The organism is Stenotrophomonas sp. ZAC14D2_NAIMI4_7 (assembly GCF_003086675.1).
Classification (GTDB): Bacteria; Pseudomonadota; Gammaproteobacteria; order Xanthomonadales; family Xanthomonadaceae; genus Stenotrophomonas.
This window is the reverse complement of the sequence record NZ_CP025995.1, coordinates 856,836-883,176: the sequence shown is the minus strand read 5'-3', so window position 1 is coordinate 883,176 and position 26,341 is coordinate 856,836. Positions and strand designations below refer to the sequence as shown.

The window sequence follows — 26,341 nt, the reverse complement described above, 5'->3', positions numbered from 1 at the left end:
CCTTGGTTGGCACAACCTCGGAAACGCCTCCGCCCCATATGGGCCGACGTGGTCTGACAGACGTGCCAACCAAGGTTGGCACCTACCAAAGCCGTGCCGCGCGGTCGGTGGGCACCAGAGCGGCGTGCCGTTCAGACCCCGGCGGCGCGCTTCCAGAATGCCTGTACCAGCGGCGGCCACTTGCCCACGCAACCCAGCGCGCGGCCGCGGGCCAGGGTCAGGTGCATTTCGTCGTTGGAAAACAGCCGGTTGATCGCATCGAAGCTGTAGGCGGCAATCTGGTTGTCACTGCGCCGTTCGCGCGCCCAGCGCTGCAGCCGCTGTGGCGACAGGCGCGGCTGGCCACGCCGCTCGGGCGAGGGCGCCAGCCATTGCTGCAGGGCGGCCACGTCGCGCAGGCCCAGGTTCACCCCCTGCCCCGCCAGTGGGTGCACCACGTGCGCCGCATCGCCCAGCGCCAGCACGCGACCGGACACATAATGACGGGCCAGCTGCCGGCGCAGCGGGAACGCCGCGCGCGCCGAGGCCAGGCGCAGTTCGCCCAGGCGGCCGGCAAAGGCGCGGGTCAGTTCGCGGTTGAATGCGGCGTCGTCCAACGCCAGCACGCGTGCCGCTTCGTCTTCCGGCAGGGTCCACACGATCGAACTGCGGCGCTCGGCCACCGGCAGCAGGGCCAGCGGGCCGGTCGGCAGGAAACGCTGCCAGGCCGTGGCCTGGTTGGGCAGCGCGCTGTCCACGTAGGCCACCACGCCGCGCTGGTGATAATCGTGCGATTCCACCTCGATCCCGGCCAGGCGGCGCAGGGTGGAATCGGCGCCATCGGCGGCCACGGCCAATGCGGCATCCACGCGACGCCCATCGTCCAGCCGCAGGCGTACACCTTCGTCGTCCTGTTCCAGCGCTTCCACCCGGGCCGGGCAATGCAGCTGCACGCCCGCCGCCGGCAATGCGGCCCACAGGCGGTCCTGCAGCAACGCGTTCTCAACAATGAAGCCCAGCTCGCGCCGACCGAAGCGGTCTGCGTCGAACAGCAGGTCATCGCCGCCGGCCGCGTCCCACACCTGCATGCGCCGGTAGGGCCAGGCACGCGCCTGTGCAATGGCCGGCCAGACGCCGAGGCGCTGCAGCAGCTGCACGTTGTCGGCGGCGAAAGCGAACACCCGCAGATCCGGTTGCGCGGCCTGCCAGGCCGGCGGCTCACGGCCTTCGACCAGGGCGACCGACAGACCGGCATCGGCCAGCGCCAGTGCACACGCAGCGCCGACAACGCCGCCGCCCACCACGGCCACATCCAGTCGCATGCGCCGGCTCATGCAGCCTCCCCGCGGCACAGGCGCGGCACGTCACCACGGAAGCCCATGGCACCGCCTACCAGCATCGACTGCACCGAGGCGCGTTGTGCCGCCACCAGGCCCAGGCTGCGCAGCGGGCGCAGCAGCGGTGCCGGATTGCTGGTCAGCCGGGCCAGCCCACCGGAAAACGCCACGGTCTGCTGCCGGTCTTCCGCGCGCCGGGCCACGTAGGCCCGCAGCAGTGCATCGCTGCCCGCATCTTCATCGGCCGCTTCCAGCAGCTCTGCCAGGGTGAGCGCGTCGCGCAGGCCCAGGTTGAAGCCCTGCGCACCCAACGGGTGGATGGTCTGCGCGGCGTTGCCCAGCAGCACCGCGCGTTCGCCCACCAGCGCGCGCGCCAGTACCTGCACCAGCGGGTAGGCACTGCGCGGCCCAGATTCCAGCAAGCGCCCGGCGCGCCAGCCCAGCGTGTGCTGCAGGCGTTGCAGCCAGGCTGCATCGTCCAGCGCCATCACCGCCTCGGCCTGGTCGCGGGCCACGCCGTGCACACAGCCGAAGTGGCGGTCGCCGCGCGGCAGCAGGGCGGTTGGGCCGGTATCGGTGAAGCGTTCCCACGCGCTGCCATCGGGCGCGCGCTGGCTGCGCACGCGGGCCACGAACAGGGTCTGCTGGAAATCGTGGCGGTCCACCGCAATGCCCAGCGCATCGCGCACGCCACTGGCCGTGCCATCGGCCCCCACCACCAGCCGGGCCAGCAGCACGCGCTCGCCCGCATCGTCGGCCACATGGACCTGCCGGTAGCCGTCGACCACCGCACCAAAACCAATGAAACGCATCGGGCGGTAGCGCTGCAGCTGCGGCAGTTCCTGCAGCCGCGCCTCCAGCGCCTGGCCGAAATCGCGGGCCACTACCACCTGGCCGAACCACGGCCGGTCGTAATCGGCCGCCTCCATCTGCACGCGGCCAAAGTCGCCGGCGCGGCTGACGTGGATGCGCCGGATCGGCCCCGGCGGCATCGCCAGCTTCTGCATCACCCCCAGCGCGGTCAGTGCGTTCACGGTTGCCGCGGCGAAACTGAGGTTGCGCTGGTCGAACACCGCCGGCAGTTCACCGGCCGGGCTGGCTTCCAGCAGCGCTACGTTGCGGCCCAGCCGTTCCAGGGCGATGGCCAGGCTGGCTCCGACCAGACCGCCACCGACGATCAGCACGTCATGTCGTTCACTCATGGGCCCATGATACGCGCTCGCCACGCCATCCAGACCCGGCACGCCGCGCCTGCGCAGGGCCGCGCGGCGGGCTAGAATGGAAGCTGAATCCGCCCCACGGGTCTTCGCCATGTCCGACACCGCCCATCGCGCCTTTGTCCTGTCCGTGCTTGTGCTGCTGCTGGCGGCAACCCGGGTGAACCACTTCGCGGCCATCCCCGATGCCTCCTGGGCCGTGTTCTTCATCGGCGGCTTCCATCTGGCCCGCTGGACCCGCTGGGCGTTCCCGCTGCTGATGGTGTTCGCCGTGCTGGTGGACTGGATCGTGATCCGCAGCGCGGGGATCGACTTCTGGCAGCACTACTGCGTGTCGCCCGGTTACTGGCTGCTGTTGCCGGCGTATTTCTCGCTGTGGGCCGGCGGTTTGCTGCTGGGCCACAACTACCACGGCGCGCACTGGTCGGTACTGGCCAAGGGCGTGCCGCTGCTGGTGGTCTCGGTGGCGCTGTGCCACCTGCTGGCCCAGGGCGGGTTCTACTGGACCAGCCGCAACGTGGCCGAACCGACCCTGGCCGGCTGGGCACAGAACTATGCCCAGTGGTTCGGGCCGTACCTGCGCACCACCGCCATCTACGTGGCCCTGGCTGCCGCGCTGCAACTGGCCGTGGAGCAGATGCTGAAGCTGCACCAGGCCCGCCGCGACATCCACCACTGAGCACCGGCATGGGTCATCGGCTTTCGCGCATCTACACCCGCACCGGCGACGACGGCAGCACCGGGCTGGGCGACGGCAGCCGGGTGGCCAAGGACGATCTGCGGGTCGCCGCCTACGGCACCGTGGACGAAGCCAATGCCGCCCTGGGGGTGCTGCTGGCCGTGCCACTGCCTGACGACGTGCGTGCGCTGGTGGTGCATCTGCAGCACCAGCTGTTCGATCTGGGCGCCGAGCTGTGCGTGCCTGGCCATGCAGCCATCCATGCCGCCGACGTTTCCGCGCTGGAACAGCAGCTGGACCATTACAACGCCGGCCTGCCCATGCTGAAGGAATTCATCCTGCCTGCGGGCGGCGAGGCGGCGGCGCGCTGCCACCTGGCCCGCACCATCGTGCGCCGCGCCGAGCGTGAAACGGTCAGCCTGGCCCGGGCGCAGGCCGTGCGCAGCGAAGCCCTGCACTACCTCAACCGCCTGTCGGACCTGCTGTTCGTGCTGGCGCGGGTGCTGGCCCGCGCCGATGGCCACGGCGAAGCGCTGTGGCAACCACAGCACCGGCAGGCCTGATCACGTGCGGGTCTTCACTCATCCGTCCTGCCTGCTGCACGACCCGGGCCCGGGCCATCCCGAATGCCCGCAACGGCTGCAGGTGGTGCTCGACGCCCTGCAGCAGGCGTTCCCCGGCCAGCTGGACTGGCAGCAGGCCCCGCCGGCCAAGTTCGGCGAGCTGAGCCGGGTCCACGACAGCGCCCTGCTCGACTTCGTGCTGCAGCCGCAGACCCTGCCGCTGCGCCAGCTGGACATGGACACCTGGACCTCGCCCGGTTCGGCCAGCGCCGCCGTGCACGCCGCCGGTGCCGGCGTGGCCGCGGTCGACGCGGTGATGCTGGGCGATGACCCGCTGGCGTTCTGCGCGGTGCGCCCGCCGGGCCACCATGCCACCAGCAGTACGGCCATGGGGTTCTGCCTGCTCAACAACATCGCCATCGCCGCCGCCTATGCGCGCGACCGCCACGGGCTGGAACGGATTGCCGTGGTCGACTTCGACGTGCACCACGGCAACGGCACCCAGGACATCTTCCAGCACGACGCGCGGGTGTCGTACTACAGCACCCACCAGGCCGGCCTGTTCCCCAACTCGGGCCTGCGCCGCGACCGTGGCGCCGGCAACCTGATGAACATCCTGCTGCCGCCGGGCAGCGGTGGCTTCCGCTTCCGCAATGTCTGGGCCGACGAGATGCTGCCGGCCATCGACGACTTCCGCCCGCAGCTGCTGCTGATTTCGGCCGGTTTCGATGCCCACCTGCGCGACCCGCAGGCGGACCTCATGCTGGAAACCGAGGATTTCGCCTGGATCACCGGCGAACTGCATGCGCTGGCGCGGCGCCATGGGGCCGGCCGCGTGGTGTCCATGCTGGAAGGCGGCTACGACCTGCAGGCGCTGGCCGAATGCAGCGTGGCCCACGTGCAGACCCTGCTGCAGGGCGCCGCTGCGGCACGCCCAGGATGAACCCGAACCGGCCTCGGCCGGACGCCTTCATTGCCCCTATGCAAGGGATGGGGCAATCTACGGTCCGTTTTCGCCCGAATCCGAACCGCGTGCGCCGAGCCCTCCGCCTGCTTCCCCTGCCCCTGAGCATCGCTGTCTGCCTGCCGGCGATGGCCGATGACAAGCCGCTCAACTGGGGCCTGTGCCCGGCCACCGAAGTCATTCCCGCCTTCACCGATGCCCCCACCCCGGTACCGGGGCAGGACGCGGCCGCCGCCAGCGCCCAGCGCGAGCAGCAGCCCACCGACATCGAAGGCGACCAGCTGCTGGGCACCACGACCGTGCCGCAGTACCAGGGCAACGTCGCCCTGCGCCGCGGCGACCAGTTCGTGGGCACCGACAAGCTCAGCTTCGATACCGACACCGGCAACTACATCGCCGACGGCAACGTGCGCTACCAGGATTCCTCGATCCGCATGGTGGCCAAGCGCGCCGAGGGCAACCAGGAAAGCGACACCCACAAAATCACCGACATCCAGTACCAGCTGGTGTCGCGCCGTGGCAACGGCGAGGCCGAATCGGTCGACCTGCAGGGCGCCGTGGGCCAGATGCACCGCTCCACCTACACCACCTGCGACCCCTCGCAGCCGGTGTGGAAGCTGACCGCGCCGCAGATCGACGTGGACAACGACGAAGGCTTCGGTACCGCCCGCAACGCGGTGCTGCGCATCGGCAAGGTGCCGGTGCTGTGGGCGCCGTACTTCAAGTTCCCGATCGACGACCGCCGCAAGACCGGCCTGCTGTTCCCGCAGCTGGGCATGTCCGGCCGCAATGGCTTCGACTACACCCAGCCGATCTACCTGAACCTGGCGCCGAACTACGACGACACGCTGATGCCGCGCTACATGAGCGAGCGCGGGCTGATGCTGGACAACGAGTTCCGCTATCTCTACAACGGCGGCCGCGGCGAACTGCTGACCGCTTACATCCCCAACGACAAGCTGCGCGACCGCGACCGCGGCCGGGTGATGTTCAGTGGTTACCACAACGTGGACAGCCACTGGCAGGCCCGCGCCAACCTGGCCTGGGTGAGCGACGAACGTTACGTGGAGGATTTCTCCAATCGTCTGCTGGGCGTGACCGCATCGAACCTGCAGAGCACCATCGGCCTGTACGGCACCGGCAAGGACTGGACCGCCGGCATCATGGCCGACCGCTGGCAGCTGACCGACTACACCCTGACCGAGCGGGCGCTGGCCTACAACCGCCAGCCGCGGGTGTTCTTCACCTGGGACAAGCCGCTGCTGCCGTGGATGGAAACCGGCATCTACGCCGAAGCGGTGCGCTTCACCCACGATGACATCAACGAGAAGACCGTCGACGCCGAGGGCGAGTACGTGCGCAATGGCACGGTCACCCGCATGTATGGCGGCTCGCGCCTGGACGTGAAGCCCTACGTCTCGTTCCCGTTCAGCGGCGCGGCCTGGTATGTCACGCCCACCCTGGCCTACCGCTATACCGCCTACCAGCTGGACCGCGGCCTGGCCGACGACATCCGCAGGACCGTGCTGACCTCGCAGGGCGTGGACGTGACCACGGCCAGCGCCGACCAGCTGCGCGGCAACACCTCGCCCAGCCGCTCGCTGCCGATCGCCAGCCTGGACGCCGGCCTGTTCTTCGACCGCGAAACCACCATCGGCGGCAAGTCGTTCCTGCACACCCTGGAGCCGCGCCTGTTCTACCTGCGCACGCCGTACCGCAACCAGGACGACCTGCCGCTGTTCGACACGCGTGACTTCACCTTCAGCTGGGGCCAGCTGTTCCGCGATTCGCGCTACACCGGCGCCGACCGCCAGAACGATGCCAACCAGCTGACCATGGCGCTGGGCACCCGCTTCATCGACCAGACCACCGGCAAGGAACGGTTCTCGGCCAGCATCGGCCAGATCCAGTACTTCGACGAATCGCGGGTGACCACCACCCCGGGCGGCGCACCGGTGGAAAAGGGCAAGTCGGCCTGGATCGCCGACGCCAATTACATGGTGAACGACCGCTGGACCCTGAGCGCCACCTACCAGTGGGACCCCAAGTACAAGCGCGAGGACCTGGCCAGCTTCCGCGCCCGCTACCTGATGTCCAACGATGGCGTGGTCAACCTGACCTACCGCCACCGCATCAACCCCGACGGCACCGACCTGCTGAAGCAGGCCGACCTGTCGTTCCTGTACCCGCTGAATGCGCGCTGGAGCCTGGTCGGCCGTTACTACTATTCGCTGGAAGACAAGGCGCCGCTGGAAATCATCGGCGGCGTGCAGTGGGACAGCTGCTGCCTGGCCGTGCGCGCCGTGGCCCGCCGTTACGTGCGCAACCGCGAAGGCGATCTGAACAATTCCATCCAGATCGAGTTCGTGCTGAAGGGCCTGAGCTCGCTGGGCCAGGACACGGACCGTACCCTGCGCCGTGCTATCCTCGGCTACAACCGCGACGACCTTTATCTGGTGCCGCCCAGCAATACCGGGGTGACCCGGGACGACTACGATCCGAATCTGATCCCATGACCAAGCGCTTCCCCGTTCTTCTCGCCTCGCTGCTGGCGGTGTCCAGCGTGTCCGCCCCCCTGCAGGTCATCGCGCAGGAGGCCCAGCCGCTGGACCGCATTGCCGCGGTCGTCGACGAGGACGTGGTCCTGCAGAGTGAACTGCAGCGCGCCATCGCCAACATCAAGGCCCAGTACGTGGGCCGCGAAAACCAGCTGCCGCCGGACGACGTGCTCAGCCGCCAGGTGCTGGAGCGCCTGGTGCTGGTGAAGCTGCAGGTGGCCCGCGCCCAGGGCAGCGGCATCCGCGTCAGCGACCAGGAACTGAACCAGGCGATGAACTCCATCGCCCAGCAGAACGGTTCCAACCTGGACAGCCTGCGCCAGCGCCTGGCCCATGACGGCATCGATTTCGAGGAATTCCGTTCCTCGGTGCGCGACGAAATCACCGTGCAGCGCCTGCGCCAGAGCTTCGCGCAGAGCCGCATCAGCGTGAGCGAAGGTGAAGTGGATGCCGCGCTGAAGCAGCAGGCCACCGCCGGCAACCAGTACCACCTGGCGCACATCCTGGTCGCCCTGCCCGACGGCGCCAACGCCGACCAGATCGCCACCGGCCAGAAGAAGGCCGACGGCGTGAAGGCCCTGCTGGACAAGGGCGAGCTGGACTTCAACGCCGCTGCCGTGCGCTATTCGGACAGCCCCAACGCGCTGGAAGGCGGCGACCTGGGCTGGCGCACGCTGGACGAAATCCCGGCGGCGTTCGCGCAGATGATGCAGCAGATGAAGGCCGGCGATGTGGTTGGCCCGATCCGCGGCCCCAGCGGCTTCCAGCTGCTGAAGCTGGTGGAAGTGCGTGATGCCAACGCCGCCGCCGGTGCCCACACGGTCACCGAATACCATGCCCGCCACATCCTGGTGCGCGTGGACGGCAACCAGACCGATGCCGCCGCCAAGGCCAAGATCGACACCCTGCGTGCCCGCGTGGCCGGGGGTGCCGACTTCGAGCAGGTGGCCAAGGAATCGTCGGAAGACAGCAACAGCAAGGGCCAGGGCGGCGATCTGGGCTGGTTCCCGGCCGATGCCTTCGGTCCGGCGTTCGGCCAGCAGGTCGAAGGCATCCAGGATGGCGGCGTCAGCCAGCCGTTCCGTACCGATGCCGGCTGGCACATCGTGCAGCGCGTTGCCACGCGCCAGACCGACGTGACCAGCGACAACCAGCGTGCCCAGGTGCGTGAAACCATCGGCCGCCGCAAACTGGAGGAGGAATACAACCGCTTCCTGCAGGAACTGCGTGGCGAAGCCTACGTCAGCTTCCGCAGCGGCGACCGGGCGGAAAACACCGCCACCCCGCCGCAGTCCTGACCCATGCGCCCCGAGCTCGCGCTGGTACCGGGCGAGCCCGCCGGGATCGGTCCGGAACTGTGTGTCCGCCTGGTACAGCAGCCGCGCGATGATTGCCGGCTGCTCGCCTTCGCCGACCCGGACACCCTGCGCGCGGCCGCCGCCGCGCTGAACCTGCCCCTGCAACTGCTGCCGGAAGATGCGCAGGCGCGTCTGCCTGGCGATCTGCGCCTGCGCGTGGTGGCCAATGCCGCGCCCAGCCGCTTCGGCCAGGCCGACCCGGCCAACGCCAGCGCTGTCATCGGCGCCCTGCTCGGTGCGGGGCAGGCCTGCCTGTCGGGCGAGCTGCACGGCGTGGTCACCGGCCCGGTACACAAGGCCGTCATCAACGAAGGCGGCATTGCCTACAGCGGCACCACCGAACTGCTGGCCGACCAGGCCGGGGTGAAGGTAGTGATGATGCTGGCCAACGACATCGTGCGCGTTGCGCTGGCCACCACCCACCTGCCCTTGCGCGAGGTGGCCGATGCGATCACCGCGCCCGCCCTGGAACACACCCTGCGCACGGTACATGCCGCGTTGCGCGGTGAGTTCGGCCTGGCCGCCCCGCGTATCGCCGTGCTGGGCCTGAACCCGCATGCCGGCGAAGACGGCCACCTGGGCCGCGAGGAACTGGACCTGATCATCCCGCTGCTGCAGCGCCTGCGCGCAGAGGGCATGGATCTGGTCGGGCCGTTGCCGGCCGACACCGCCTTCCTGCCGGCCAAACTGACCGGCTTCGACACCGTGCTGGCCATGTACCACGACCAGGGCCTGCCGGTGCTGAAGTATTCGGGCTTCGAACAGGCCGTGAACCTGACCCTGGGCCTGCCCTACCCGCGCGTGGCGGTCGACCATGGCACCGCGCTGGACCTGGCCGGACGCGGCATTGCCGACCCGTCCAGCCTGCAGGCCGCCACGGCCCTGTGTGCGCAATTGGCCCGGCAACGTACACTGAGCGCATGAATTCCCCGCATTCCCCCTCCGGCCCGGTGTTCACCGCCCCGGCCAAGAAGCAGCTTGGCCAGCATTTCCTGGCCGACCGCCACTACATCGACAAGATCGTGATGGCGGTCAACCCCAAGGATGGCGACCGCCTGGTCGAGATCGGCCCTGGCCAGGGCGCGATCACCCTGCCCCTGCTGCGCGTCCACCCGAAGCTGACGGTGATCGAGTTCGACCGCGACCTGATCGCGCCGCTCACCGCGGCCGCCGAACCGCTGGGCGAGCTGACCATCGTCCACCGCGACGTGCTGCGCGTGGATTTCACCGAACTGGCCGCCGGCCAGCCGATCCGCCTGGTCGGCAACCTGCCCTACAACATCTCCTCGCCCATCCTGTTCCATGCGCTGGAACATGCCGCGGTCATCCGCGACATGCACTTCATGCTGCAGAAGGAAGTGGTCGACCGCATGGCCGCCGGCCCGGGCAGCAAGGTCTATGGCCGCCTGAGCGTGATGCTGCAGGCGTACTGCCAGGTCACCTCGCTGTTCGTGGTGCCGCCGGGCGCGTTCCGGCCGCCGCCGAAGGTCGATTCGGCCGTAGTGCGGCTGGTGCCGCGCGATCCGGCCACGATCGCCATCCACGATCACGCGCGCTTTGCCGAGGTGGTCAAGGCCGCCTTCGGCCAGCGCCGCAAGACCCTGCGCAACGCGTTGAGCAAGGTGGTGACCGCCGAACAGTTCGCCGCTGCCGGCGTGCGCCCCGATGCCCGTGCCGAACAGCTGGATGTGGCTGAATTCATCGCTTTGGCCAATGCCACCTGATTACACTGCCGGTATGGAAGACGCTGACGTTTACGCCATTTCCGTTGAAGTTGCCCCGCGCTTCCTCGACGACCAATCCGCGCCGGAAGACGGCCGCTATGCGTTCGCCTATACGATCCGCATCCGCAACCGTGGCCGCGTGGCCGCGCGCCTGGTCGCGCGCCACTGGCGCATCACCGACGCCAACGGTCGCGTCGAGCATGTCGATGGCGATGGCGTGATCGGCGAGCAGCCGCGCCTGCGCCCCGGTGAAGACTTCCACTACACCTCGGGTGTCATGCTGGGCACCGACCACGGGACCATGCAGGGCCACTACGACATGGTTGCCGACGATGGCACTGAATTTGCCGCGCCGGTCGCACCTTTCGTGCTGGCCATCCCGCGTACCCTGCACTGACACGGAGGCCGGACGATGAGTGTGTGGGCGATCGGCGACCTGCAGGGCTGCTACGACGTAACCCAGCGCCTGCTGGAAAAGATCCGCTTCGACCCGGCGCAGGACACCCTGTGGTTCTGCGGCGACCTGGTGAACCGCGGTGGGCAATCGCTGGAAACCCTGCGCCTGGTGCATTCGCTGCGCGAACACAGCGTGGTGGTGCTGGGCAACCATGATCTTTCGCTGCTGGCCGTGGGCGCGCGCACCGAGGAAGAGCAGCGCAAGGTCAACCCGGACCTGCTGCGCATCGTGCAGGCCGAAGACCGCGACGAGCTGCTGGAGTGGCTGCGCCTGCAGAAGCTGGTGCACGTGGACCGCGAGCTGGGCTGGATGATGGTGCACGCCGGCCTGGCGCCGAAGTGGACCACGCAGATGGCCGAAAAGCACGCCGCCGAAGTGGAAGTGCAGCTGCACGGCGCCGGCTACCGCAAGCTGTTCCGCAACATGTACGGCGACAAGCCCAGCTGGGCCCCGAACCTGGCCGGCTATGACCGCTCGCGCGCGATCATCAACGTGCTCACCCGCATGCGCTACTGCACGCCGCGCGGGCGCATCGGCATTGAAGACAAGGGCACGCCGGGCACCCAGGAACAGGGTCTGTACCCCTGGTTCGAAGTACCCGGCCGGGTGGAGCGCGATCTGAAGGTCGTGTGCGGCCACTGGTCGGCGCTGGGCCTGACCATCACCCAGGGCGTGCACGCCATCGACACCGGTGCGGTCTGGGGCGGCAAGCTGACCGCCCTGCAGCTGGATACCGATGAACTGCGCGTGGTGCAGGTACCGGGGCGTGACGTGCCGGCGCCGGTAGCCAATGCCCGCCCGCCGGCACGACCGGCGCGCGAGCGGCCGGCCGCTGCCGCGCAGGACAAGGACAAGGAAGCGGCCGCAGCACCTGCCGCCAGCCGTGGCCCGCGTCGTCGCCGTCGCCGTGGTGGCGGTGGTGGCAACGGCAACGGCAACAGCGCGCCGCCGCAGGGCTGATACGTTCAACGCTGTTTCGTAGAGTCGAGCCATGCTCGACTGCGGCGTCGGCAACAGCAGTCGAGCATGGCTCGACTCTACAGACAGCGGCGATCAGTGGCGCACGTAGTGCGCGAAGCGGAACGCGTAGGCGTGGCGTGCGTCGGCCGGGTGCGGCTCGCTGCTGGTTTCCTGCCAGACCGCCGGGTCGACCTCGGGGAAATGGGTGTCGGCCGGCACCTCGGCGTCCACCCAGGTCAGGTACAGGTCGCTGGCCTGGTCCAGCAGCTGGTGGAAGATCTCGCCACCGCCAATGATGCACAGCTCGCTGGCACCCTCGCCTTCGGCAATGGCCTTGGCTTCTTCGAGCGATGCCACCGCACGCATGCCTTCGAACGGCACCTGGCCGCTGCGGGTCAGCACCAGGTTGGTCCGCCCCGGCAGCACCCGGCCGATCGATTCGGCGGTCTTGCGCCCCATCAGGATCGGCTTGCCCAGGGTCAGCGCCTTGAAATGCTTGAAGTCGTCCGGCAGGTGCCAGGGCATGGCATTGCCCTGGCCGATGCCACGGTTGCGGTCCAGCGCTACGACCATCGAAAGTTTCATCGCACTCACACCGCCACCGGGGCCTTGATGGCCGGGTGCGGGTCGTAGCCGTCGATGCGGATGTCGTCGAACTGGAAACCGAACAGATCGGTCACCTCGGGGTTCAGCCACAGCTTGGGCAGCGCGCGCGGTTCACGCGACAGCTGTTCACGGGCCTGCTCGTAGTGGTTCGAATACAGATGGGCATCGCCCAGGGTATGCACGAAGTCGCCCACGCCCAGACCCGTGGCCTGCGCCACCATATGGGTCAGCAGCGCATAGCTGGCGATGTTGAACGGTACGCCCAGGAAAATGTCGCCGCTGCGCTGGTACAGCTGGCAGCTCAGCTTGCCGTCCACCACGTAGAACTGGAACAGGTTGTGGCACGGCATCAGCGCCATCTGCGAAAGCTCGCCCACGTTCCAGGCACTGACCACCAGCCGCCGCGAATCGGGATTGCGCTTGATCTCGTCCACCAGCCACTGCATCTGGTCGATCTCGCGGCCATCGGCGGTGGCCCAGCTGCGCCACTGCTTGCCGTACACCGGGCCGAGATCGCCATTGGCGTCGGCCCACTCATCCCAGATGCGGACCTGGTTGTCCTTCAGGTAGCCGATGTTGGTGTCGCCCTTCAGGAACCACAGCAGCTCGTGGATGATCGAGCGCAGGTGCAGCTTCTTGGTGGTGACCAGCGGGAAGCCTTCGTTCAGATCGAAGCGCATCTGCCAGCCGAACACGCTGCGGGTGCCGGTGCCGGTGCGGTCGCTCTTCTCGGCGCCGTGTTCGAGCACGTGCGAAAGCAGGTCCAGGTAGGCCTTCATGCCTTGCCCTCCGCCGCCACCAGCGGCTGCGGCTGCAGCACCGGTGCGCGGCGCGACAGTGCCAGCAGCACCAGGCCCAGCGCCACCAGCGGCAGGCTCAGCAGCTGGCCCTTGGTCAGCCAGCCGAAGGCGATGTAGACCCCGTTGTCGGGCATGCGCACGAACTCCAGGCCGAAGCGGAAGATGCCGTACATCAGCGCGAACAGGCCCGACACCAGGTAGCGGTGGCGCGGCTTGGCCGACACCATCCACAGCACAGTGAACATCACCACGCCTTCCAGCGCCGCTTCATACAGCTGCGAGGGGTGGCGCGCGTAGGGGTTCAGCGCGCCGGTGGCGAACTGTGCCTTCAGCGTGGCCGCGTCCAGTTGGTTCAGCGGTGCCGGCAGGCCCGAAGGGAACACCACGCCCCAGGTGCCGTCGGTGTACTTGCCCCACAGCTCGGCGCCGATGAAGTTGCCCACCCGCCCCAGTGCCAGGCCGATCGGCACCAGCGGCGCCATGAAGTCGATCGTGTCGAACAGGTGCAGGCGCTGCTTGCGCGACCACCACCAGCATGCCACCACCACGCCCAGCAGGCCGCCGTGGAAGCTCATGCCACCGTCCCAGACCTTGAACAGCAGCACCGGGTTGGACAGGAAATCGCCCAGTGCATAGAACAGCATGTAGCCGATGCGCCCGCCCAGCACCACGCCCAGCATGGCGTAGAACAGCAGGTCGGAGAAACCGTTGGCATCGACGCCCGGCAGGCGTCCCTGCGCGATGCGCTTGCGGCCCAGCAGCCAGGCTGCAGTGAAGCCCAGCAGGTACATGATGCCGTACCAGTGCACCTTGATCGGCCCCAGCGAAAGGGCAATGGGGTCGATATCGTGGAAATAGATCATGGAAGGTGCCCTGCAGGTGAACGCCTATTCTCGGGCCAGCGCCGCCGCGGCTCAACCAAGCAGCTGCGGGGTGTTGGGCAGCCCGTCATCGTCGGACCCCGAACCGGGCGGAAAGTGCCCGGCCAGCAGCCCGGAGACTTCATCGATGGCATCGCGCAGGGCCTGCACCGGCTCGCTGCCGCGCAGCCCTTCGCGCAGATGGGTGCAGATGCGCTGCCATTGCGCCGGGCTGACCCGGCCGTGCAGGCCGCGGTCGGCCACGATCTCGATGGCATGGTCGGCCAGCAGCAAGTAGATCAGCACGCCGTTGTTGTGCGCGGTATCCCAGGTGCGCAGCTGGGCGAAGGCCTGTTCGGCCGCCTGGCGTGGGGTCACCCGCCGCCACAGCGCGTGCAGGGGCAGATCGGCTTCCACCGCGAACATGACCTGGCCGCCGTGGCGCTGTTCACCACTGGCGATGGCCTCGGTGATCGCCTGCAGCGCCGCCGGCGGGAAGGCCCGCCGCAGCGACGGGGAAAACAGGTGCCGTCCGATACGCCTGATCATCACCAGCCCCCCGAAGCGCCACCGCCACCGGAACGGCCACCGCCGCCGCCCCAGCTGCCGCCACCACCGCCGAAACCACCGCCGCCACCGCCGCCCCAACTGCCCCCGCCCCAGCCACCGCCACCGGCGAAGCGGCCAGGGTGGCCCGAAAGCATGGCCACGATCAGGCCGACGATGCCGGCCAGGCCACTGGCCAGCAGCGTGGAGGTGAACAGGAAGGCCGCCAGCGCGGCGCCGCCACCGCCCAACAGGCCGCGTAGCGGTCGCGGCACCCGCGAGAACACCCCGCGCAGGATGCTGCCGGCAAATACGCCGATGAACAGCGCCAGCGCCCAGGTATCGCCGCCGTCGCCGCTTTCAGAATCGCGCTGGCTGCTGACCGGCGCCGGCAGGGCCTCGCCATCGATCAGCTTGACCAGCACCGCGGTCGCTTCGGTGATGCCGCCGGCGTAGTCGCCGGCACGGAAGCGCGGCACCAGGTATTCCTGGATGACCCGGTTGGCAATGGCATCGGGAATGGCGCCCTCCAGCCCGTAGCCCGGTTCGATGCGCACCCGCCGATCGTCCTTGGCCACCACCAGCAGCACGCCGTCATCCACGCCCTTGCGGCCGATCTGCCATTGATCGAACACACGGGTGGTGTACTGCGCGATGTCCTCGGGCTGGGTGCTAGGCACCACCAGCACCTGCAGCTGGCTGCCCTTGCGCTGCTGCAGCGCCAGCGCCTGCTGCACCAGTGCCTGCTTCTGCGTGGCATCAAGCGTGCTGGTGGTGTCGACCACCGGCGAATCCAGCGCCGGAATCGGCGCCAGCTGCTGCGCCTGCGCGGCCAGCGGCAGCCACAGCAGCAGGGCCAGCAGCGCGGTGAGCAGGCGCATGGATCAGTTCGCCGGCTGCGCTGCCGGCGGCTGCTGCGGCGCGTTGCCGAAATCGACCGCCGGCGCGTTGGAAATCTGCGCCTCGTTTTCCACGCTGAAGTTCGGCTTGGGCTGGTAGCCGAAGATCCTGGCGGTGATCAGCTGCGGGAACGAGCGGATGTAGGTGTTGTAGTCCTGCACCTGCTGGATGTAGCGGCCACGGGCCACGGTGATGCGGTTTTCGGTGCCTTCCAGCTGCGCCTGCAGGTCGCGGAAGTTGGCGTCGGACTTCAGCACCGGATAGTTCTCGGTGACCACCAGCAGCCGCGACAGCGCACTGCCGAGCTCGCCCTGCGCCTGCTGGAACTGCTTGAGCGAGGCTTCGTCATCGGCGTTGACGTTGATCTGGCCGACCCGCGAGCGGGCGTTGGTGACTTCGGTCAGCACGCGCTCTTCCTGGCTGGCGAAGCCCTTCACGGTCTGCACCAGGTTGGGCACCAGATCGGCGCGGCGCTTGTACTGGTTCAGCACTTCGGACCAGCTGGCCTTCACGGCCTCGTCCTTCTGCTGGATGGTGTTGTAGCCGCAGCCGGAGAGCAGGCCGGCCAGCAGCAGCAGGGGCAGGACACGGGTGAACAGGCGCATGGTGGCGATTCCGGGTGGACGATGTGCCGAGCATGCCACGGACGCGGTGAAAGATCGGCCATCGGGCGCCGCCCCCTCCGCGGTGGTGGTGCTCATCGATCATCGGGGTAGTCCGGGCGGGTGGGCATGGCGGGGGACGCCGTGAATCCGTCCTTGGAGGCTTAGCCGCGCCATCCATGGCGCGGATACCCCCGCCACGCCCACCCACCCGGCCTCGTACGGTTTCCTGCGCACCGCGGGAAGATCAAAAGAAAGAGCAGAAGCAAAAGCCCATGCTCCAGGCATTCGTGTCGACCAAGGTCGACACCTACCAGAGCGGGAGGTCGACACCTACCAGAGCGGATGCCGTTCCGACAGACCGCGGAAAACTGTCGAAGGCGGGGTGGGTCCGGTGGCAGGGGCGTGAGCGCCATGGATGGCGCGACCGAGGCTACGTGGACGTACTTGCGCCGTCCCCTGACACCGGACCCACCCCGCCATCCCTCAGCACACCCGCTTTTGACGTTGACGTTGATTCGGCGGGTGCAGGGCTGCAAGCCCTGCCGCAACCCACCCCCTCAGCAGGCTTCGGCGGCCGGGGCGCGCGCCCGCCCCCACCACGCCAGCACCAGCGCGGCAGCCGCCAGCAACCCACCGGCTACCGGAATGGCCGCATAACCCAGGCCCAGGCTGATCACCGCCCCGCCCAGCGCGGCCCCCAGCGCATTGCCCAGGTTGAACGCACCCACGTTGATGGACGAAGCCAGCCCCGGTGCCTCGGTCGCCGCCTGCATCACCCGGATCTGCAACGGCGGCACGATGGCGAAGGTGGCCGCACCGAACAGCAGCAGCCCCACCGCTGCGGTGGCGTGGCTCATGAATGCCAGCGGCAGCACCAGCATCAGCAGGGCCAGCACCGCCAGCAGGATGCGCGTGGCGCCGTCCAGCGACCAGTCGGCCAGGCGCCCGCCAATGCCATTGCCGACGGTGAAGCCGATGCCCACCAGCGCCAGCGACACCGCGATGAATGCATTGGAGGCACCGGTCAGCTCGGTCAGCACCGGCGCCACATAGGTATAGAGGGTGAACATCGCACCGGCGCCCAGCACCGTGGTGGCCATCGCCAGCAGCACCTGCGGCTGCATGATCGCCTTCAGCTCACGGCGCACGTCCGGGCGCGGGCCCGGCGCCGAAGCCGGCAGGGCCAGGCCCAGCGCGGTGATCGCCACCACGCCCAGCACCGCCGTACCGGCAAAGGACAGGCGCCAGCCCAGCTGCTGCCCAGCCCAGGTAGCCAAGGGCACGCCGCCGATGTTGGCGATGGTCAGGCCCATGAACATGGTGGCCACGGCCGCGGCCTGCTTGTCCTTCGGCACCAGGCTGGCGGCCACCACCGCGCCGATGCCGAAGAACGCACCATGGTTGAGGCTGGTAACCAGCCGCGACAGCAGCAGCAGGCCATAGTTCGGCGCCAGCGCCGACAGCAGGTTGCCGACCACGAAGATCGACATCAGCAGCATGAGCGCAGTGCGCTTGCCGAAGCGCCCCATCAGCAGGGTCATCACCGGCGCGCCCAACATCACGCCCACTGCGTAGGCGGTGATCAGCATGCCGGCAGTGGGAATGCCCACGCCCACGCCGTCGGCGATGACCGGCAGCAGGCCCATGGGCGCGAATTCGGTGGTGCCGATGGCGAAGGCGCCGACGGCAAGGGCCAGCAAGGCGGCTCTGGAGTTCATGGACGTTTCCTGCGTGGGGCAGGCCTGTGAAAAGAAGCGCACAGGGTGCGCGCTTTGCCCGGCCGGATTAAGCCCCGTGGCGGGGAAACAGTGTTGACCCCGGTTCACAGATCCCCCTGACGCAGAACCCCCGGCCAGGCCGGGGGTTCCAGGAAACGCGCTTACCAGTCGCCGGCGCCCGGCACGTGGTGTTCGCGTGCGCGGCGGCGCATCAGCAGGTTCAGCCACTCCACCAGCACCGAGAAGCCCATTGCGGCGTAGATGTAGGGCTTGGGCACGTGCACGTCCAGGCCGTCCAGGATCAGCACCGCACCGATCAGCAGGATGAAGGCCAGCGCCAGCATCTTCACCGTCGGGTTGGCGTCGATGAAGCGGCCCAGCGGGTTGGCGGCCAGCAGCATCACCATGACCGACAGCAGGATCGCGGCCACCATCACCGGAATGTGGTCGGCAATGCCGACTGCGGTGATGACCGAATCCAGCGAGAACACGATGTCGATGATCGCGATCTGCAGGATGACCATGCCGAACACACCCGAGGCCTTGCTGGTGGCGGGGTTTTCATCGTCGCCACCGGTGATCAGTTCCTTGATCTCCAGGTAGCCCTTGATGATCAGGAACAGGCCACCGACGATCAGCACCAGGTCGCGGATGGAAATGCCCATGCCGGCCACGTTGAACAGGTTGGCCGACATGTGCGCCAGGTAGGCCAGCGACACCAGCAGCAGGATGCGGGTGATGCAGGCCACGGCGATACCGAGCTTGCGGGCGAACGGGCGGCGCTCTTCCGGCAGCTTGCTGACGGCGATGGAGATGAACACCAGGTTGTCGATGCCGAGCACGATTTCCAGCGCGCTCAGGGTGAACAGGGTCACCCAGGCATTGGGGTCGGCGAGGAACTCAAAGGACATGGAAACTCTTCAAGGCAGTGGGGAATGGGAGGTTCAGCCGTAGGTGCCGGCCAACAGGTGCGGCACCACGACCAGGGCCCAGCACAGCAGTACGTTCATCATCAGCACGAACACCGCCGCCGAACCCATGTCCTTGGCGCGGCCGGCCAGTTCGTGGATCTCCGGGCCATAGCGCTCGATCACCGCTTCGATGGCCGAATTGGCCAGCTCCATGGCCAGCACCAGCAGCATCGAGCCGATCAGCAGCGCGCGCTCCACCGGCGTCTGGCCCAGCCACAGCGCCAACGGCGCCAGCAGTACCAGCAGGTAGACCTCCAGGCGGAACGAAGATTCGTGCAGCCAGGCGGCGCGCAGGCCCTGCCAGGACCAGCGGGCGGCCTGGAAGATGCGGCGCGGGCCGCGGGGCATGTGGCCGAAGTTGTCAGCCACGGGCGAAGGGTCCAGCAACAGGGGCGCGGCGCAGCGACCGCTCAGACGCACGGCAGGAGATCATGAAGGCACAGGGAGGGGCAGATGGCGCCCATTTTGCCACAAGGGCCGCCGTGGCACCCCGGCCCCTGCCGTGCGCCACCTGACAGGGACAAGCGGCCTGCCGGCCCAGCTCCTATGATGAACGTCCTTATTGTTGCGCTGGAGAGCCCGATGACCCGTCGCCGTACCTGCCTGCTGATGCTGGGCCTGCTGACTGCCGCACCGCTGGCCCAGGCGCTCAGCCCGCCGGCATCGCCGTCCGTGCCCGACCAGGTGTCCAACGTGGCCTGGGCCGGCGACATGGCCGCCTTCGCCCAGACCGACCGCACTTCGCCGCCGCCGCGCGGTGGCATCGAATTCATCGGCAGCTCGTCCATCCGCATGTGGGACACCCTGGCCCGCGACTTCCCCACCCAGCCGGTGTTCAACCGCGGCTTCGGCGGTTCGGAAGTGCGCGACAGCACCTGGTACGCCGACCGGATCGTGGTGCCGTATGCCCCGTGCAAGGTGTTCTTCTATGCCGGCGACAATGATCTGAACAGCGGCCGCAGCGCCAGCCAGGTGCGCGACGACGTGGTGGCCTTCGTGCAGCGCGTGCACCGCGACCTGCCGAAGACCAAGGTGGAATACCTGTCGATCAAGCCCAGCCCGTCGCGTGCGCACCTGCTGCCGGCGATCAACGAGGCCAACGCGCAGATCAAGGCCGCGCTGGCGAAGCTGCCCAACACCGGCTACACCGACATCTACACCCCCATGCTGGGTGCCGATGGCCAGCCCGATGCGAAGCTGTTCCGCGAGGACATGCTGCACATGACCCCGGCCGGGTATGCAATCTGGACCAAGGCGCTGGCGCCGAAGGTCAACTGCAACTGAGCCATTGCGGACGCCGGGCATGGCCCGGCGCCACCTCCCCATCCACGCATGGCGTCGATCTACCGGGATCGGGCGTGGGGTCAGAGCCCGTTGCGTGGCAACGGGATCCGACCCCGGTGCAGCGTCAGCGGAAGATGACCGTCGCTTCGGTGCCCTTGCCCGGCTCACTGGCCAGGCTGACCGTCCAGCCGAAGCGATCACACAGGCGGCGCACGATCGACAGGCCCAGGCCGGTGCCCTGCGGGCGGTCCGGTTCGGCGCGGTAGAACGGCTCGAACGCCCGCGCCAACGCCTCTTCGGACATGCCGATGCCGGTATCGCGCACCACCACCCGGTCGGCCAGCACATCCACGTCGATGCGCCCTTCGTCGGTGTAGTTGCAGGCATTGCGCACCAGGTTGCTGACCACCACCTGCAGTACCCGTGGTGGCGCGTGCAGCTGCACCGGTTCGGCACTGTGCAGGGCGATGCTGACCGGGCGGTTGCCCAGCAGTTCGCGCGCATTGTCCACTTCGTAGCGCACCACCTCGCTGACATCGAACAGTTCGATCTGCGGTTCGATGTCGGCCTCGCGCGCCAGGATCAGGAACGCGTCGATCACCGCTTCCATGTCACGCCCGGCGCGCTGGATGCGCTGCAGGCTGCGGCGCAGGCGCGGTTCCAGGCCGTCGTCGGCCAGCGCCATGTCACTGGCCACGCGGATCACCGTCAGCGGCGTGCGCAGTTCATGGCTGGCATCACGGGTGAAGTTGCGTTCGCGGGCGACGTGGTCGCTGACCCGGGTGGCCAGCGAATGCAGTGCCGCGGCCAGCTGCCGGGTCTCGCCCTGCATGTCCGCCGGCAGCTTGTCCGGCTCCAGGTCGGCGGCTTCCGGGTGCCCGGGGTCCCAGCGTGAGACACGCCGGGCCAGCCAGTTCACCGGCGAGACCAGGCGCTTGGAGGCGCGGTAGGTCACCCAGCTGGCGCCGTATACGGCCAGCAGGGTCAGCAGCACCGGTACGATGCCGAACCAGAACGCCAGCATTTCCGCGCGCGAGCGCAGGAACACCAGGTACAGGCGCCCCTCGGGCCGCGCGTCCACCAGCACCAGCTGGTCATCGCCGGGCAGTTCGTGGAAGCCTGGCTCGAGCGTGCGCAGGTTGGCCGGCAGCGACAGGCTGGACTGCCCGCGCTCCAGCAGGTAGCCACGGATGTTGTGGGTATTGGGCGGCGGCTGCACCGGCGAGGCCGCGTGCAGGGTCCAGTAGTAGGCCGCCTCTTCGCGCAGGGCCGCGCCCACCAGGCTGTGCTTGATCACCAGCGCGACCAGCCAGGCACCCAGCAGGATGCCCAGGCTGGCCAGCACGGCCTGCAGGATGAAAACGATGCGGATCTTGCGCGGCAGGCCGTGCGGCATTGCGGGGTCCCGGTCGAAGCGCTGCGATTATAGGCAGCGCCACGTGCCACGTTCGTGCACGGACGGTGACCGCCGCGACAGCATGCGGCACGTCCCCTGCCCCCGGCCCCGGCCAGGGCCGGGGCGGGTCTGTGCCTGCGCCTGCACCGATCAGGCCATCGGCTGGGCGATATCGGCGATGCGGTAACCGGCGCTCTGCACGGTATGCAGCAGCGGGCGGTCGAACGGCTTGTCGATGATCTTGCGCAGGTTGTACAGATGGCTGCGCAGGGTGTCCGAATCGGGCAGGCCATTGCCCCAGATCTCACGCTCGATTTCCTGGCGGGTGACCACGCGCGGCGATTCGCGCATCAGGATGGTCAGCAGGCGCAGACCGATCGGCGAAAGCTGCAGTTCGGTGCCGGCGCGGGTGGCGCGCATGCTGACCGGGTCGAGCACCAGGTCGGCCACCTTCAGCACTTCCGAACCCACCTGGCGACGCTCGCGGCGGATCAGCGCGCGCAACCGGGCTTCCAGTTCCTGGATGGCGAACGGCTTGGTCAGGTAATCGTCTGCACCAAAGCCCAGGCCGGTCAGCTTGTCGTCCAGGGTGTCGCGCGCGGTCAGCATCAGCACCGGCGTCGACTTGCGTGCATCGTTGCGCAGGCGGCGGCATACCTCGATGCCGTCCAGGCGCGGCAGCATCAGGTCCAGCACGACCACGTCGTAGCTGTTCTCGGCAGCCAGACGGTAGCCGTCCAGGCCATCCTGCGCGTAATCCACCTCGAAGCCACGGCCTTCCAGGTACTCGCCGATCATCTCGGAGATGTTGCGGTTGTCCTCGACCACCAGCACCAAGCCGGAAGTCTCCTTCGTCTGACGCATGTGATTCCCTCTGTCTTCAGCTTTGTGAAACATGCCCCATCGACGGTGGACGCGATGTGAAGTTCCGTCAAGACGCGCGGAAACGGTTCATAGCAGGGGTTTGAGCAGCGGCCAGACGTTGTCCAGCAGCTTCGGCTGCGCCTGCGCGGTGGGGTGCAGGCCGTCGGCCTGCATCAGCCCCGGCTGCAGGGCCACGCCTTCCAGCAGGAACGGCAGCAGCGGCACCTTGTACTGGTCGGCCAGGCCCCGGTAGACCGCGGCCAGACGCTGGCGGTAGCCCGGGCCGTAGTTGGGCGGTACGTCGATGCCCAGCAGCAGCACCTTCGCCCCGGCCTTCTGGCTGGCCTGCACCATCTTTTCCAGGTTGCCGCGCACCTGCAGCGGGGTCAGCCCGCGCAGGGCATCGTTGCCGCCCAGGGCGATCACCACCACGCTGGGCGATTCCCGCGCCAGCAGGCCTGGCAGGCGTGTGAGCGCGCCGGCGGTGGTTTCTCCGCTCATGCTGGCATTGACGATGCGCGGCGGGGTTTTCGACTGCTGCCTGACCCGCTTGTCCAGCAGGCTGACCCAGCCGGCATCGGCCGGGATATTGTGGGCGGCACTGAGACTGTCGCCCAGCACCAGCACGGTGCCGCCCGGACCTTTGGCACAGGCCAGCAGGGGCGCCAGCAGCAACCCTAGCAGCAGCACCATCATCGTGCCGGCTTGCCGGCTCCATCCTGTAACGCGCATTTGGAGTCTCCTCATCGACAGCCTGTCCCCCCGCAGCGCGCCCGTCGCCATCGCCGTCGACCAGGTCGGCAAGACCGTGCAGGGCCCGGAGGGTGAAGTCCACATACTGGACAACATCACCCTGACCGTCCATGAAGGCACCAGCGTGGCCATTGTCGGCGCCTCCGGTTCCGGCAAGACCACCCTGCTGGGCCTGCTGGCCGGGCTGGACCTGCCCAGCCACGGCCGCATCGCCCTGGCCGGGCAGGACCTGGGCACGCTGGACGAAGAAGCCCGGGCGCAACTGCGCGCGCGCGAAGTCGGCTTCGTGTTCCAGAGCTTCCACCTGCTGCCGGCGCTGACCGCCGCCGAGAACGTGGCCCTGCCGCTGGAACTGGCCGGCCGCGAAGACCCGGCCCGCGTGCAGCAGGTGCTGGAGGCGGTGGGCCTGGCCCATCGTGCCCGCCACTACCCGCGCCAGTTGTCCGGTGGCGAGCAGCAGCGCGTGGCCCTGGCCCGCGCCTTCGTCAGCCGCCCGCGCATCCTGTTCGCCGATGAGCCCACCGGCTCGCTGGACCAGGCCACCGGCCAGCACATCAGCGACCTGCTGTTCGAACTCAATGCCAGCAGTGGCACCACCCTGGTGCTGGTCACCCATGACCTGCGTCTGGCCCAGCGCTGCCAGCACATCCACCGCATCGACAACGGCCGCCTGCAGGATGTCGCCCACGAGGCGCACGCATGAACCTGCTGCGCCATGCCTGGCGTGCGCTGCGCCGCGAGGCGCTGGCCGGCGACCTGCTGACCGTGTTCGCCGCGCTGGTGCTGGGCGTGGCGGTGATGACCGCCGTGGGCACCCTGGTGAACCGGGTGAACCTGGCCCTGACCGGCAGTGCCGCAGAAATGCTGGGCGGCGATCTGGGCGTGGGCAGCCGCAATGAACCGCCTGCGGCCTTCGCCGAGGAAGCACAGCGACGCGGCCTGGCCCATACCCGCATTGCCGGCTTCGGCAGCGTGCTGTTCCAGGGCGATGCCAGCCAGATGGCCAGTATCAAGGCGGTGGAAGCGGGCTACCCGTTGCGCGGCAGCCTGCGCGTGCGCGCCACCCCGGGCGGGGCCTTGATCGAGCGCGCCGGCATGCCGCCCAAGGGCCAGGCCTACGCCGACCCACGGCTGCTGCAGGCGCTGGGCCTGAGGGCCGGCGACGATCTGGAATTCGGCGCGGGCACGCTGCGCATCGCCGGCATCATCGAAGCCGAGCCGGATACCGGCGGCGACCTGCTGACGCTGTCCCCTACCCTGCTGGTGAACCGCGCCGACGTGGACGGCACCGGCCTGCTCGGCCCCGGCAGCCGCATCAACTACCGGCTGATGTTCGCCGGCGAACCGGCGCAGATCGCCGCGTTCCGGCAGTGGCTGCTGCCACAGACCAAAGGCATGCGCGTGCTGAGCGTGGATGACACCCAACGCGGGGTGCGCCAGGCCTTCGATCTGGCGGGCCGTTTCCTGGGCCTGAGCGCGCTGCTGGCGGTGCTGCTGGCCGGCGTGGCCACCGCCCTGGCCGCCAACCGCTTCGCCCTGCGCCGCATCGACCAGGTGGCCGTGCTGCGCTGCCTGGGCGCGCGCCAGCGCGACATCCTGCTGGGCCTGGCCCTGCAGTTGCTGATGCTGGCGGTGCCGGCCTGTGCCGTGGGCATCGCGCTGGGCATGGCTGCGCAGGAGGGCCTGGTGCAGGTGCTGGGCAGTCTGGTGCCTCAGCGCCTGCCGCTGCCTGAAGCCACCCCGGCACTGACCGGCGCCGGCATCGGCCTGTTGCTGCTGTTCGGCTTCGGCCTGCCGCCGCTGCTGCGCCTGCGTGGGGTGCCGCCGATGCGGGTGCTGAACCGTTCGTTCGCCGCACTGCCACCGGCCTCGCTGCTGGCCTATGTGGCCGCGCTGGGCGCCAGCCTGCTGCTGGCGGTGCAGGTGACCGGCGATCTGAAACTGGCGCTGTGGGTGCTGGGCGGGCTGGCCGCGCTGGCGCTGGCTGCCGGCGTGCTGGGCTTTGTGCTGCTGCAGGTGCTGCGCGGCCTGCAGCACCGCCTGCACGGCAACTGGCGGCTGGGCCTGGCCGCACTGACCCGGCGCCGCCTGCTGGCGGTGATGCAGCTGGTGGGCCTGTCGCTGTCGCTGTGCGCGCTGCTGTTGCTGGCGGTGACCGGACCGGGCCTGCTGCAGCAATGGCGCGAGCGCCTGCCGGCCGATACCCCCAATTACTTCCTGATCAACATCCAGCCCGAACAGCGCGACAGCGTGCTGGCCACCCTGCAGGGCCTGGGCGCGGACGATGCCAGCATCGAACCGATGGCCACCGGGCGCCTGATCGCGATCAACGGCAAGCCGCCGCTGCGCGTGGACCAGGCCGGCGCCGAAGGCAACGGGGCGAACAACGGCCCGCGCGAGGACGACGACGAGAACCGCCCGCTGAACTTCAGTTGGCGCAGCACCTTCCCGCCGGCCAATGCACTGCTGGAGGGCCGCTTCTGGCAGGCCGACAGCACCGCGGCGGAGGCCTCGGTGGAAACCGGCTGGGCGCGGCGCTACGGCGCGCACCTGGGCGATCGCATCACCATTGCCGTCGGCGAGCAGCAGCGCGAGTTCACCGTCAGCAGCATCCGCAAGGCCGACTGGAACACCTTCCGGCCGAACTTCTTCGTGCTGCTGAATCCCAACGCGGTGGGCGATACCCCGCACAACCTGCTGTCGGCGTTCCATCTGCCCGCCGGCCAGGCCGCAGGCCTGGGTGAGCTGGTGCGCGCCCAGCCCAACCTGTCCCTGCTGGATGTGGACGCGGTGATTTCGCAGGTGCGCGATGTGATGAACCGGGTCGCGCAGGCGGTGCAGCTGGTGATGGTGTTCAGCCTGCTGGCCGGCGTGCTGGTGCTGCTGGCGGCGCTGCAGGCCACCGCCGGCGAGCGCCGCTACGACAGCGCGGTGCTGCGCACCCTGGGCGCCACCCGCCGCCAACTGCGCGGCGCCGTGCTGGTGGAATTTGGTGCGCTGGGCACCCTGGCCGCCATGCTGGCCGTGGGCGCAGCGGCGTCCATCGGCCTGCTGGTGTCGCAGAAGGTGTTCGAACTGCCGCTGCTGCCGCCCTGGCCGGGCCTGCTGCTGGGCGGCGTGCTGGGCATCGGCCTGAGCCTGCTGGCCGGCTGGTGGGGTACCCGGCGGATCCTGCACACCCCGCCGGCGCTGGCCCTGCGCGAGGCCTGAGCACCGACAGCGCGGCGTGGATGTGCAGTCCA

General features: G+C 68.8%; 26 protein-coding genes. 12 read left to right on the top strand and 14 right to left on the bottom strand.

Annotated elements, in window-relative coordinates; all coding sequences use genetic code 11:
• Positions 1 to 131 precede the first annotated feature (131 nt).
• Both C1922_RS03915 and ubiH read right to left on the bottom strand, forming a co-directional pair.
• A complete protein-coding gene (locus C1922_RS03915; RefSeq protein WP_108748596.1) occupies positions 132 to 1,313 on the bottom strand; it encodes a UbiH/UbiF family hydroxylase in 1,182 nt (393 codons plus the stop codon).
• Positions 1,310 to 2,518 carry a 2-octaprenyl-6-methoxyphenyl hydroxylase gene (gene ubiH / locus C1922_RS03910; protein ID WP_108748595.1) on the bottom strand — a complete coding sequence of 403 codons (1,209 nt, stop codon included), beginning with the start codon at positions 2,516 to 2,518 and terminating at the stop codon, positions 1,310 to 1,312. Before ubiH ends, C1922_RS03915 begins: the two co-directional genes overlap by 4 nt.
• 109 nt (positions 2,519 to 2,627) lie before the next feature.
• Here ubiH and C1922_RS03905 point away from each other — a divergent pair, with 109 nt between their 5' ends.
• From C1922_RS03905 to C1922_RS03865, 9 genes are all read left to right on the top strand, one after another.
• Positions 2,628 to 3,212: a hypothetical protein gene (locus C1922_RS03905; RefSeq protein ID WP_108748594.1), complete on the top strand. Its 585-nt coding sequence runs from the start codon at positions 2,628 to 2,630 to the stop codon at positions 3,210 to 3,212.
• Between the two features lie 8 nt (positions 3,213 to 3,220).
• On the top strand, positions 3,221 to 3,775 hold the full coding sequence (locus C1922_RS03900; protein WP_108748593.1) for a cob(I)yrinic acid a,c-diamide adenosyltransferase: 555 nt from the start codon (positions 3,221 to 3,223) through the stop codon (positions 3,773 to 3,775).
• 4 nt (positions 3,776 to 3,779) lie between these two features.
• On the top strand, positions 3,780 to 4,718 hold the full coding sequence (locus C1922_RS03895) for a histone deacetylase family protein (RefSeq protein ID WP_108751474.1): 939 nt from the start codon (positions 3,780 to 3,782) through the stop codon (positions 4,716 to 4,718).
• A gap of 89 nt (positions 4,719 to 4,807) precedes the next feature.
• Positions 4,808 to 7,255, top strand: coding sequence for an LPS-assembly protein LptD (gene lptD, locus C1922_RS03890; protein WP_234413466.1), 2,448 nt, complete (start codon positions 4,808 to 4,810; stop codon positions 7,253 to 7,255).
• Entirely contained in the window at positions 7,252 to 8,595 is a 1,344-nt protein-coding gene (locus C1922_RS03885; protein WP_108748591.1) for a peptidylprolyl isomerase, read from the top strand. The genes lptD and C1922_RS03885 overlap by 4 nt, the downstream gene beginning before the upstream one ends.
• Positions 8,596 to 8,598: 3 nt before the next feature.
• A complete protein-coding gene (gene pdxA / locus C1922_RS03880) occupies positions 8,599 to 9,579 on the top strand; it encodes a 4-hydroxythreonine-4-phosphate dehydrogenase PdxA (RefSeq protein WP_108748590.1) in 981 nt (326 codons plus the stop codon).
• A complete protein-coding gene (rsmA, locus tag C1922_RS03875) occupies positions 9,576 to 10,379 on the top strand; it encodes a 16S rRNA (adenine(1518)-N(6)/adenine(1519)-N(6))-dimethyltransferase RsmA (protein WP_108748589.1) in 804 nt (267 codons plus the stop codon). The genes pdxA and rsmA overlap by 4 nt, the downstream gene beginning before the upstream one ends.
• Positions 10,380 to 10,392: 13 nt before the next feature.
• The gene (apaG, locus tag C1922_RS03870) at positions 10,393 to 10,776 is read left to right on the top strand and encodes a Co2+/Mg2+ efflux protein ApaG (protein ID WP_108748588.1); all 384 of its coding nucleotides are present in this window, start codon (positions 10,393 to 10,395) and stop codon (positions 10,774 to 10,776) included.
• Positions 10,777 to 10,791: 15 nt separating this feature from the next.
• Complete coding sequence (locus C1922_RS03865; RefSeq protein ID WP_108748587.1) at positions 10,792 to 11,796, top strand: symmetrical bis(5'-nucleosyl)-tetraphosphatase; 1,005 nt, start codon at positions 10,792 to 10,794, stop codon at positions 11,794 to 11,796.
• Positions 11,797 to 11,889: 93 nt separating this feature from the next.
• On the opposite strand, the gene C1922_RS03860 is transcribed toward C1922_RS03865, so the two are convergent.
• The 9 genes from C1922_RS03860 to C1922_RS03815 form a co-directional block, all read right to left on the bottom strand.
• Entirely contained in the window at positions 11,890 to 12,381 is a 492-nt protein-coding gene (locus C1922_RS03860; RefSeq protein ID WP_108748586.1) for a dihydrofolate reductase, read from the bottom strand.
• A gap of 5 nt (positions 12,382 to 12,386) precedes the next feature.
• On the bottom strand, positions 12,387 to 13,181 hold the full coding sequence (locus tag C1922_RS03855) for a thymidylate synthase (RefSeq protein ID WP_108748585.1): 795 nt from the start codon (positions 13,179 to 13,181) through the stop codon (positions 12,387 to 12,389).
• Positions 13,178 to 14,065: a prolipoprotein diacylglyceryl transferase gene (gene lgt, locus C1922_RS03850; RefSeq protein WP_108748584.1), complete on the bottom strand. Its 888-nt coding sequence runs from the start codon at positions 14,063 to 14,065 to the stop codon at positions 13,178 to 13,180. Before lgt ends, C1922_RS03855 begins: the two co-directional genes overlap by 4 nt.
• A 51-nt stretch (positions 14,066 to 14,116) precedes the next feature.
• Entirely contained in the window at positions 14,117 to 14,611 is a 495-nt protein-coding gene (locus C1922_RS03845) for a TPM domain-containing protein (RefSeq protein ID WP_108748583.1), read from the bottom strand.
• Positions 14,611 to 15,489, bottom strand: a complete 879-nt coding sequence (locus tag C1922_RS03840) for a TPM domain-containing protein (RefSeq protein ID WP_108748582.1) — start codon at positions 15,487 to 15,489, stop codon at positions 14,611 to 14,613. Before C1922_RS03840 ends, C1922_RS03845 begins: the two co-directional genes overlap by 1 nt.
• A gap of 3 nt (positions 15,490 to 15,492) precedes the next feature.
• Complete coding sequence (locus tag C1922_RS03835) at positions 15,493 to 16,113, bottom strand: LemA family protein (protein ID WP_108748581.1); 621 nt, start codon at positions 16,111 to 16,113, stop codon at positions 15,493 to 15,495.
• Between the two features lie 557 nt (positions 16,114 to 16,670).
• The gene (locus C1922_RS03825) at positions 16,671 to 17,831 is read right to left on the bottom strand and encodes an MFS transporter (protein WP_108748579.1); all 1,161 of its coding nucleotides are present in this window, start codon (positions 17,829 to 17,831) and stop codon (positions 16,671 to 16,673) included.
• 161 nt (positions 17,832 to 17,992) lie between these two features.
• Complete coding sequence (locus C1922_RS03820) at positions 17,993 to 18,742, bottom strand: TerC family protein (RefSeq protein ID WP_108748578.1); 750 nt, start codon at positions 18,740 to 18,742, stop codon at positions 17,993 to 17,995.
• Between the two features lie 33 nt (positions 18,743 to 18,775).
• Positions 18,776 to 19,171: a diacylglycerol kinase gene (locus tag C1922_RS03815; protein WP_108751473.1), complete on the bottom strand. Its 396-nt coding sequence runs from the start codon at positions 19,169 to 19,171 to the stop codon at positions 18,776 to 18,778.
• A gap of 213 nt (positions 19,172 to 19,384) precedes the next feature.
• Here C1922_RS03815 and C1922_RS03810 point away from each other — a divergent pair, with 213 nt between their 5' ends.
• The gene (locus C1922_RS03810; RefSeq protein WP_108748577.1) at positions 19,385 to 20,086 is read left to right on the top strand and encodes an SGNH/GDSL hydrolase family protein; all 702 of its coding nucleotides are present in this window, start codon (positions 19,385 to 19,387) and stop codon (positions 20,084 to 20,086) included.
• 124 nt (positions 20,087 to 20,210) lie between these two features.
• On the opposite strand, the gene C1922_RS03805 is transcribed toward C1922_RS03810, so the two are convergent.
• The 3 genes from C1922_RS03805 to C1922_RS03795 form a co-directional block, all read right to left on the bottom strand.
• Entirely contained in the window at positions 20,211 to 21,482 is a 1,272-nt protein-coding gene (locus tag C1922_RS03805; RefSeq protein ID WP_108748576.1) for a HAMP domain-containing sensor histidine kinase, read from the bottom strand.
• Between the two features lie 150 nt (positions 21,483 to 21,632).
• Complete coding sequence (locus C1922_RS03800; RefSeq protein ID WP_002811889.1) at positions 21,633 to 22,346, bottom strand: response regulator transcription factor; 714 nt, start codon at positions 22,344 to 22,346, stop codon at positions 21,633 to 21,635.
• Positions 22,347 to 22,433: 87 nt separating this feature from the next.
• Positions 22,434 to 23,129, bottom strand: a complete 696-nt coding sequence (locus tag C1922_RS03795; protein WP_199912223.1) for an arylesterase — start codon at positions 23,127 to 23,129, stop codon at positions 22,434 to 22,436.
• Positions 23,130 to 23,154: 25 nt separating this feature from the next.
• Here C1922_RS03795 and C1922_RS03790 point away from each other — a divergent pair, with 25 nt between their 5' ends.
• Both C1922_RS03790 and C1922_RS03785 read left to right on the top strand, forming a co-directional pair.
• Complete coding sequence (locus tag C1922_RS03790; protein WP_108748573.1) at positions 23,155 to 23,802, top strand: ATP-binding cassette domain-containing protein; 648 nt, start codon at positions 23,155 to 23,157, stop codon at positions 23,800 to 23,802.
• On the top strand, positions 23,799 to 26,309 hold the full coding sequence (locus C1922_RS03785) for an FtsX-like permease family protein (RefSeq protein WP_108748572.1): 2,511 nt from the start codon (positions 23,799 to 23,801) through the stop codon (positions 26,307 to 26,309). Before C1922_RS03790 ends, C1922_RS03785 begins: the two co-directional genes overlap by 4 nt.
• Positions 26,310 to 26,341: the final 32 nt, after the last annotated feature.

What these genes read in the sequence shown, in the direction of transcription:
- C1922_RS03915 (WP_108748596.1), bottom strand. Translation starts at nt 1,313, where the DNA reads ATGAGCCGGCGCATGCGACTGGATGTGGCCGTGGTGGGCGGCGGCGTT.
- ubiH (WP_108748595.1), bottom strand. Translation starts at nt 2,518, where the DNA reads ATGAGTGAACGACATGACGTGCTGATCGTCGGTGGCGGTCTGGTCGGA.
- C1922_RS03905 (WP_108748594.1), top strand. Translation starts at nt 2,628, where the DNA reads ATGTCCGACACCGCCCATCGCGCCTTTGTCCTGTCCGTGCTTGTGCTG.
- C1922_RS03900 (WP_108748593.1), top strand. Translation starts at nt 3,221, where the DNA reads ATGGGTCATCGGCTTTCGCGCATCTACACCCGCACCGGCGACGACGGC.
- C1922_RS03885 (WP_108748591.1), top strand. Translation starts at nt 7,252, where the DNA reads ATGACCAAGCGCTTCCCCGTTCTTCTCGCCTCGCTGCTGGCGGTGTCC.
- pdxA (WP_108748590.1), top strand. Translation starts at nt 8,599, where the DNA reads ATGCGCCCCGAGCTCGCGCTGGTACCGGGCGAGCCCGCCGGGATCGGT.
- rsmA (WP_108748589.1), top strand. Translation starts at nt 9,576, where the DNA reads ATGAATTCCCCGCATTCCCCCTCCGGCCCGGTGTTCACCGCCCCGGCC.
- apaG (WP_108748588.1), top strand. Translation starts at nt 10,393, where the DNA reads ATGGAAGACGCTGACGTTTACGCCATTTCCGTTGAAGTTGCCCCGCGC.
- C1922_RS03865 (WP_108748587.1), top strand. Translation starts at nt 10,792, where the DNA reads ATGAGTGTGTGGGCGATCGGCGACCTGCAGGGCTGCTACGACGTAACC.
- C1922_RS03860 (WP_108748586.1), bottom strand. Translation starts at nt 12,381, where the DNA reads ATGAAACTTTCGATGGTCGTAGCGCTGGACCGCAACCGTGGCATCGGC.
- C1922_RS03855 (WP_108748585.1), bottom strand. Translation starts at nt 13,181, where the DNA reads ATGAAGGCCTACCTGGACCTGCTTTCGCACGTGCTCGAACACGGCGCC.
- lgt (WP_108748584.1), bottom strand. Translation starts at nt 14,065, where the DNA reads ATGATCTATTTCCACGATATCGACCCCATTGCCCTTTCGCTGGGGCCG.
- C1922_RS03845 (WP_108748583.1), bottom strand. Translation starts at nt 14,611, where the DNA reads ATGATCAGGCGTATCGGACGGCACCTGTTTTCCCCGTCGCTGCGGCGG.
- C1922_RS03840 (WP_108748582.1), bottom strand. Translation starts at nt 15,489, where the DNA reads ATGCGCCTGCTCACCGCGCTGCTGGCCCTGCTGCTGTGGCTGCCGCTG.
- C1922_RS03835 (WP_108748581.1), bottom strand. Translation starts at nt 16,113, where the DNA reads ATGCGCCTGTTCACCCGTGTCCTGCCCCTGCTGCTGCTGGCCGGCCTG.
- C1922_RS03825 (WP_108748579.1), bottom strand. Translation starts at nt 17,831, where the DNA reads ATGAACTCCAGAGCCGCCTTGCTGGCCCTTGCCGTCGGCGCCTTCGCC.
- C1922_RS03820 (WP_108748578.1), bottom strand. Translation starts at nt 18,742, where the DNA reads ATGTCCTTTGAGTTCCTCGCCGACCCCAATGCCTGGGTGACCCTGTTC.
- C1922_RS03810 (WP_108748577.1), top strand. Translation starts at nt 19,385, where the DNA reads ATGACCCGTCGCCGTACCTGCCTGCTGATGCTGGGCCTGCTGACTGCC.
- C1922_RS03805 (WP_108748576.1), bottom strand. Translation starts at nt 21,482, where the DNA reads ATGCCGCACGGCCTGCCGCGCAAGATCCGCATCGTTTTCATCCTGCAG.
- C1922_RS03800 (WP_002811889.1), bottom strand. Translation starts at nt 22,346, where the DNA reads ATGCGTCAGACGAAGGAGACTTCCGGCTTGGTGCTGGTGGTCGAGGAC.
- C1922_RS03795 (WP_199912223.1), bottom strand. Translation starts at nt 23,129, where the DNA reads ATGGCGACGGGCGCGCTGCGGGGGGACAGGCTGTCGATGAGGAGACTC.
- C1922_RS03785 (WP_108748572.1), top strand. Translation starts at nt 23,799, where the DNA reads ATGAACCTGCTGCGCCATGCCTGGCGTGCGCTGCGCCGCGAGGCGCTG.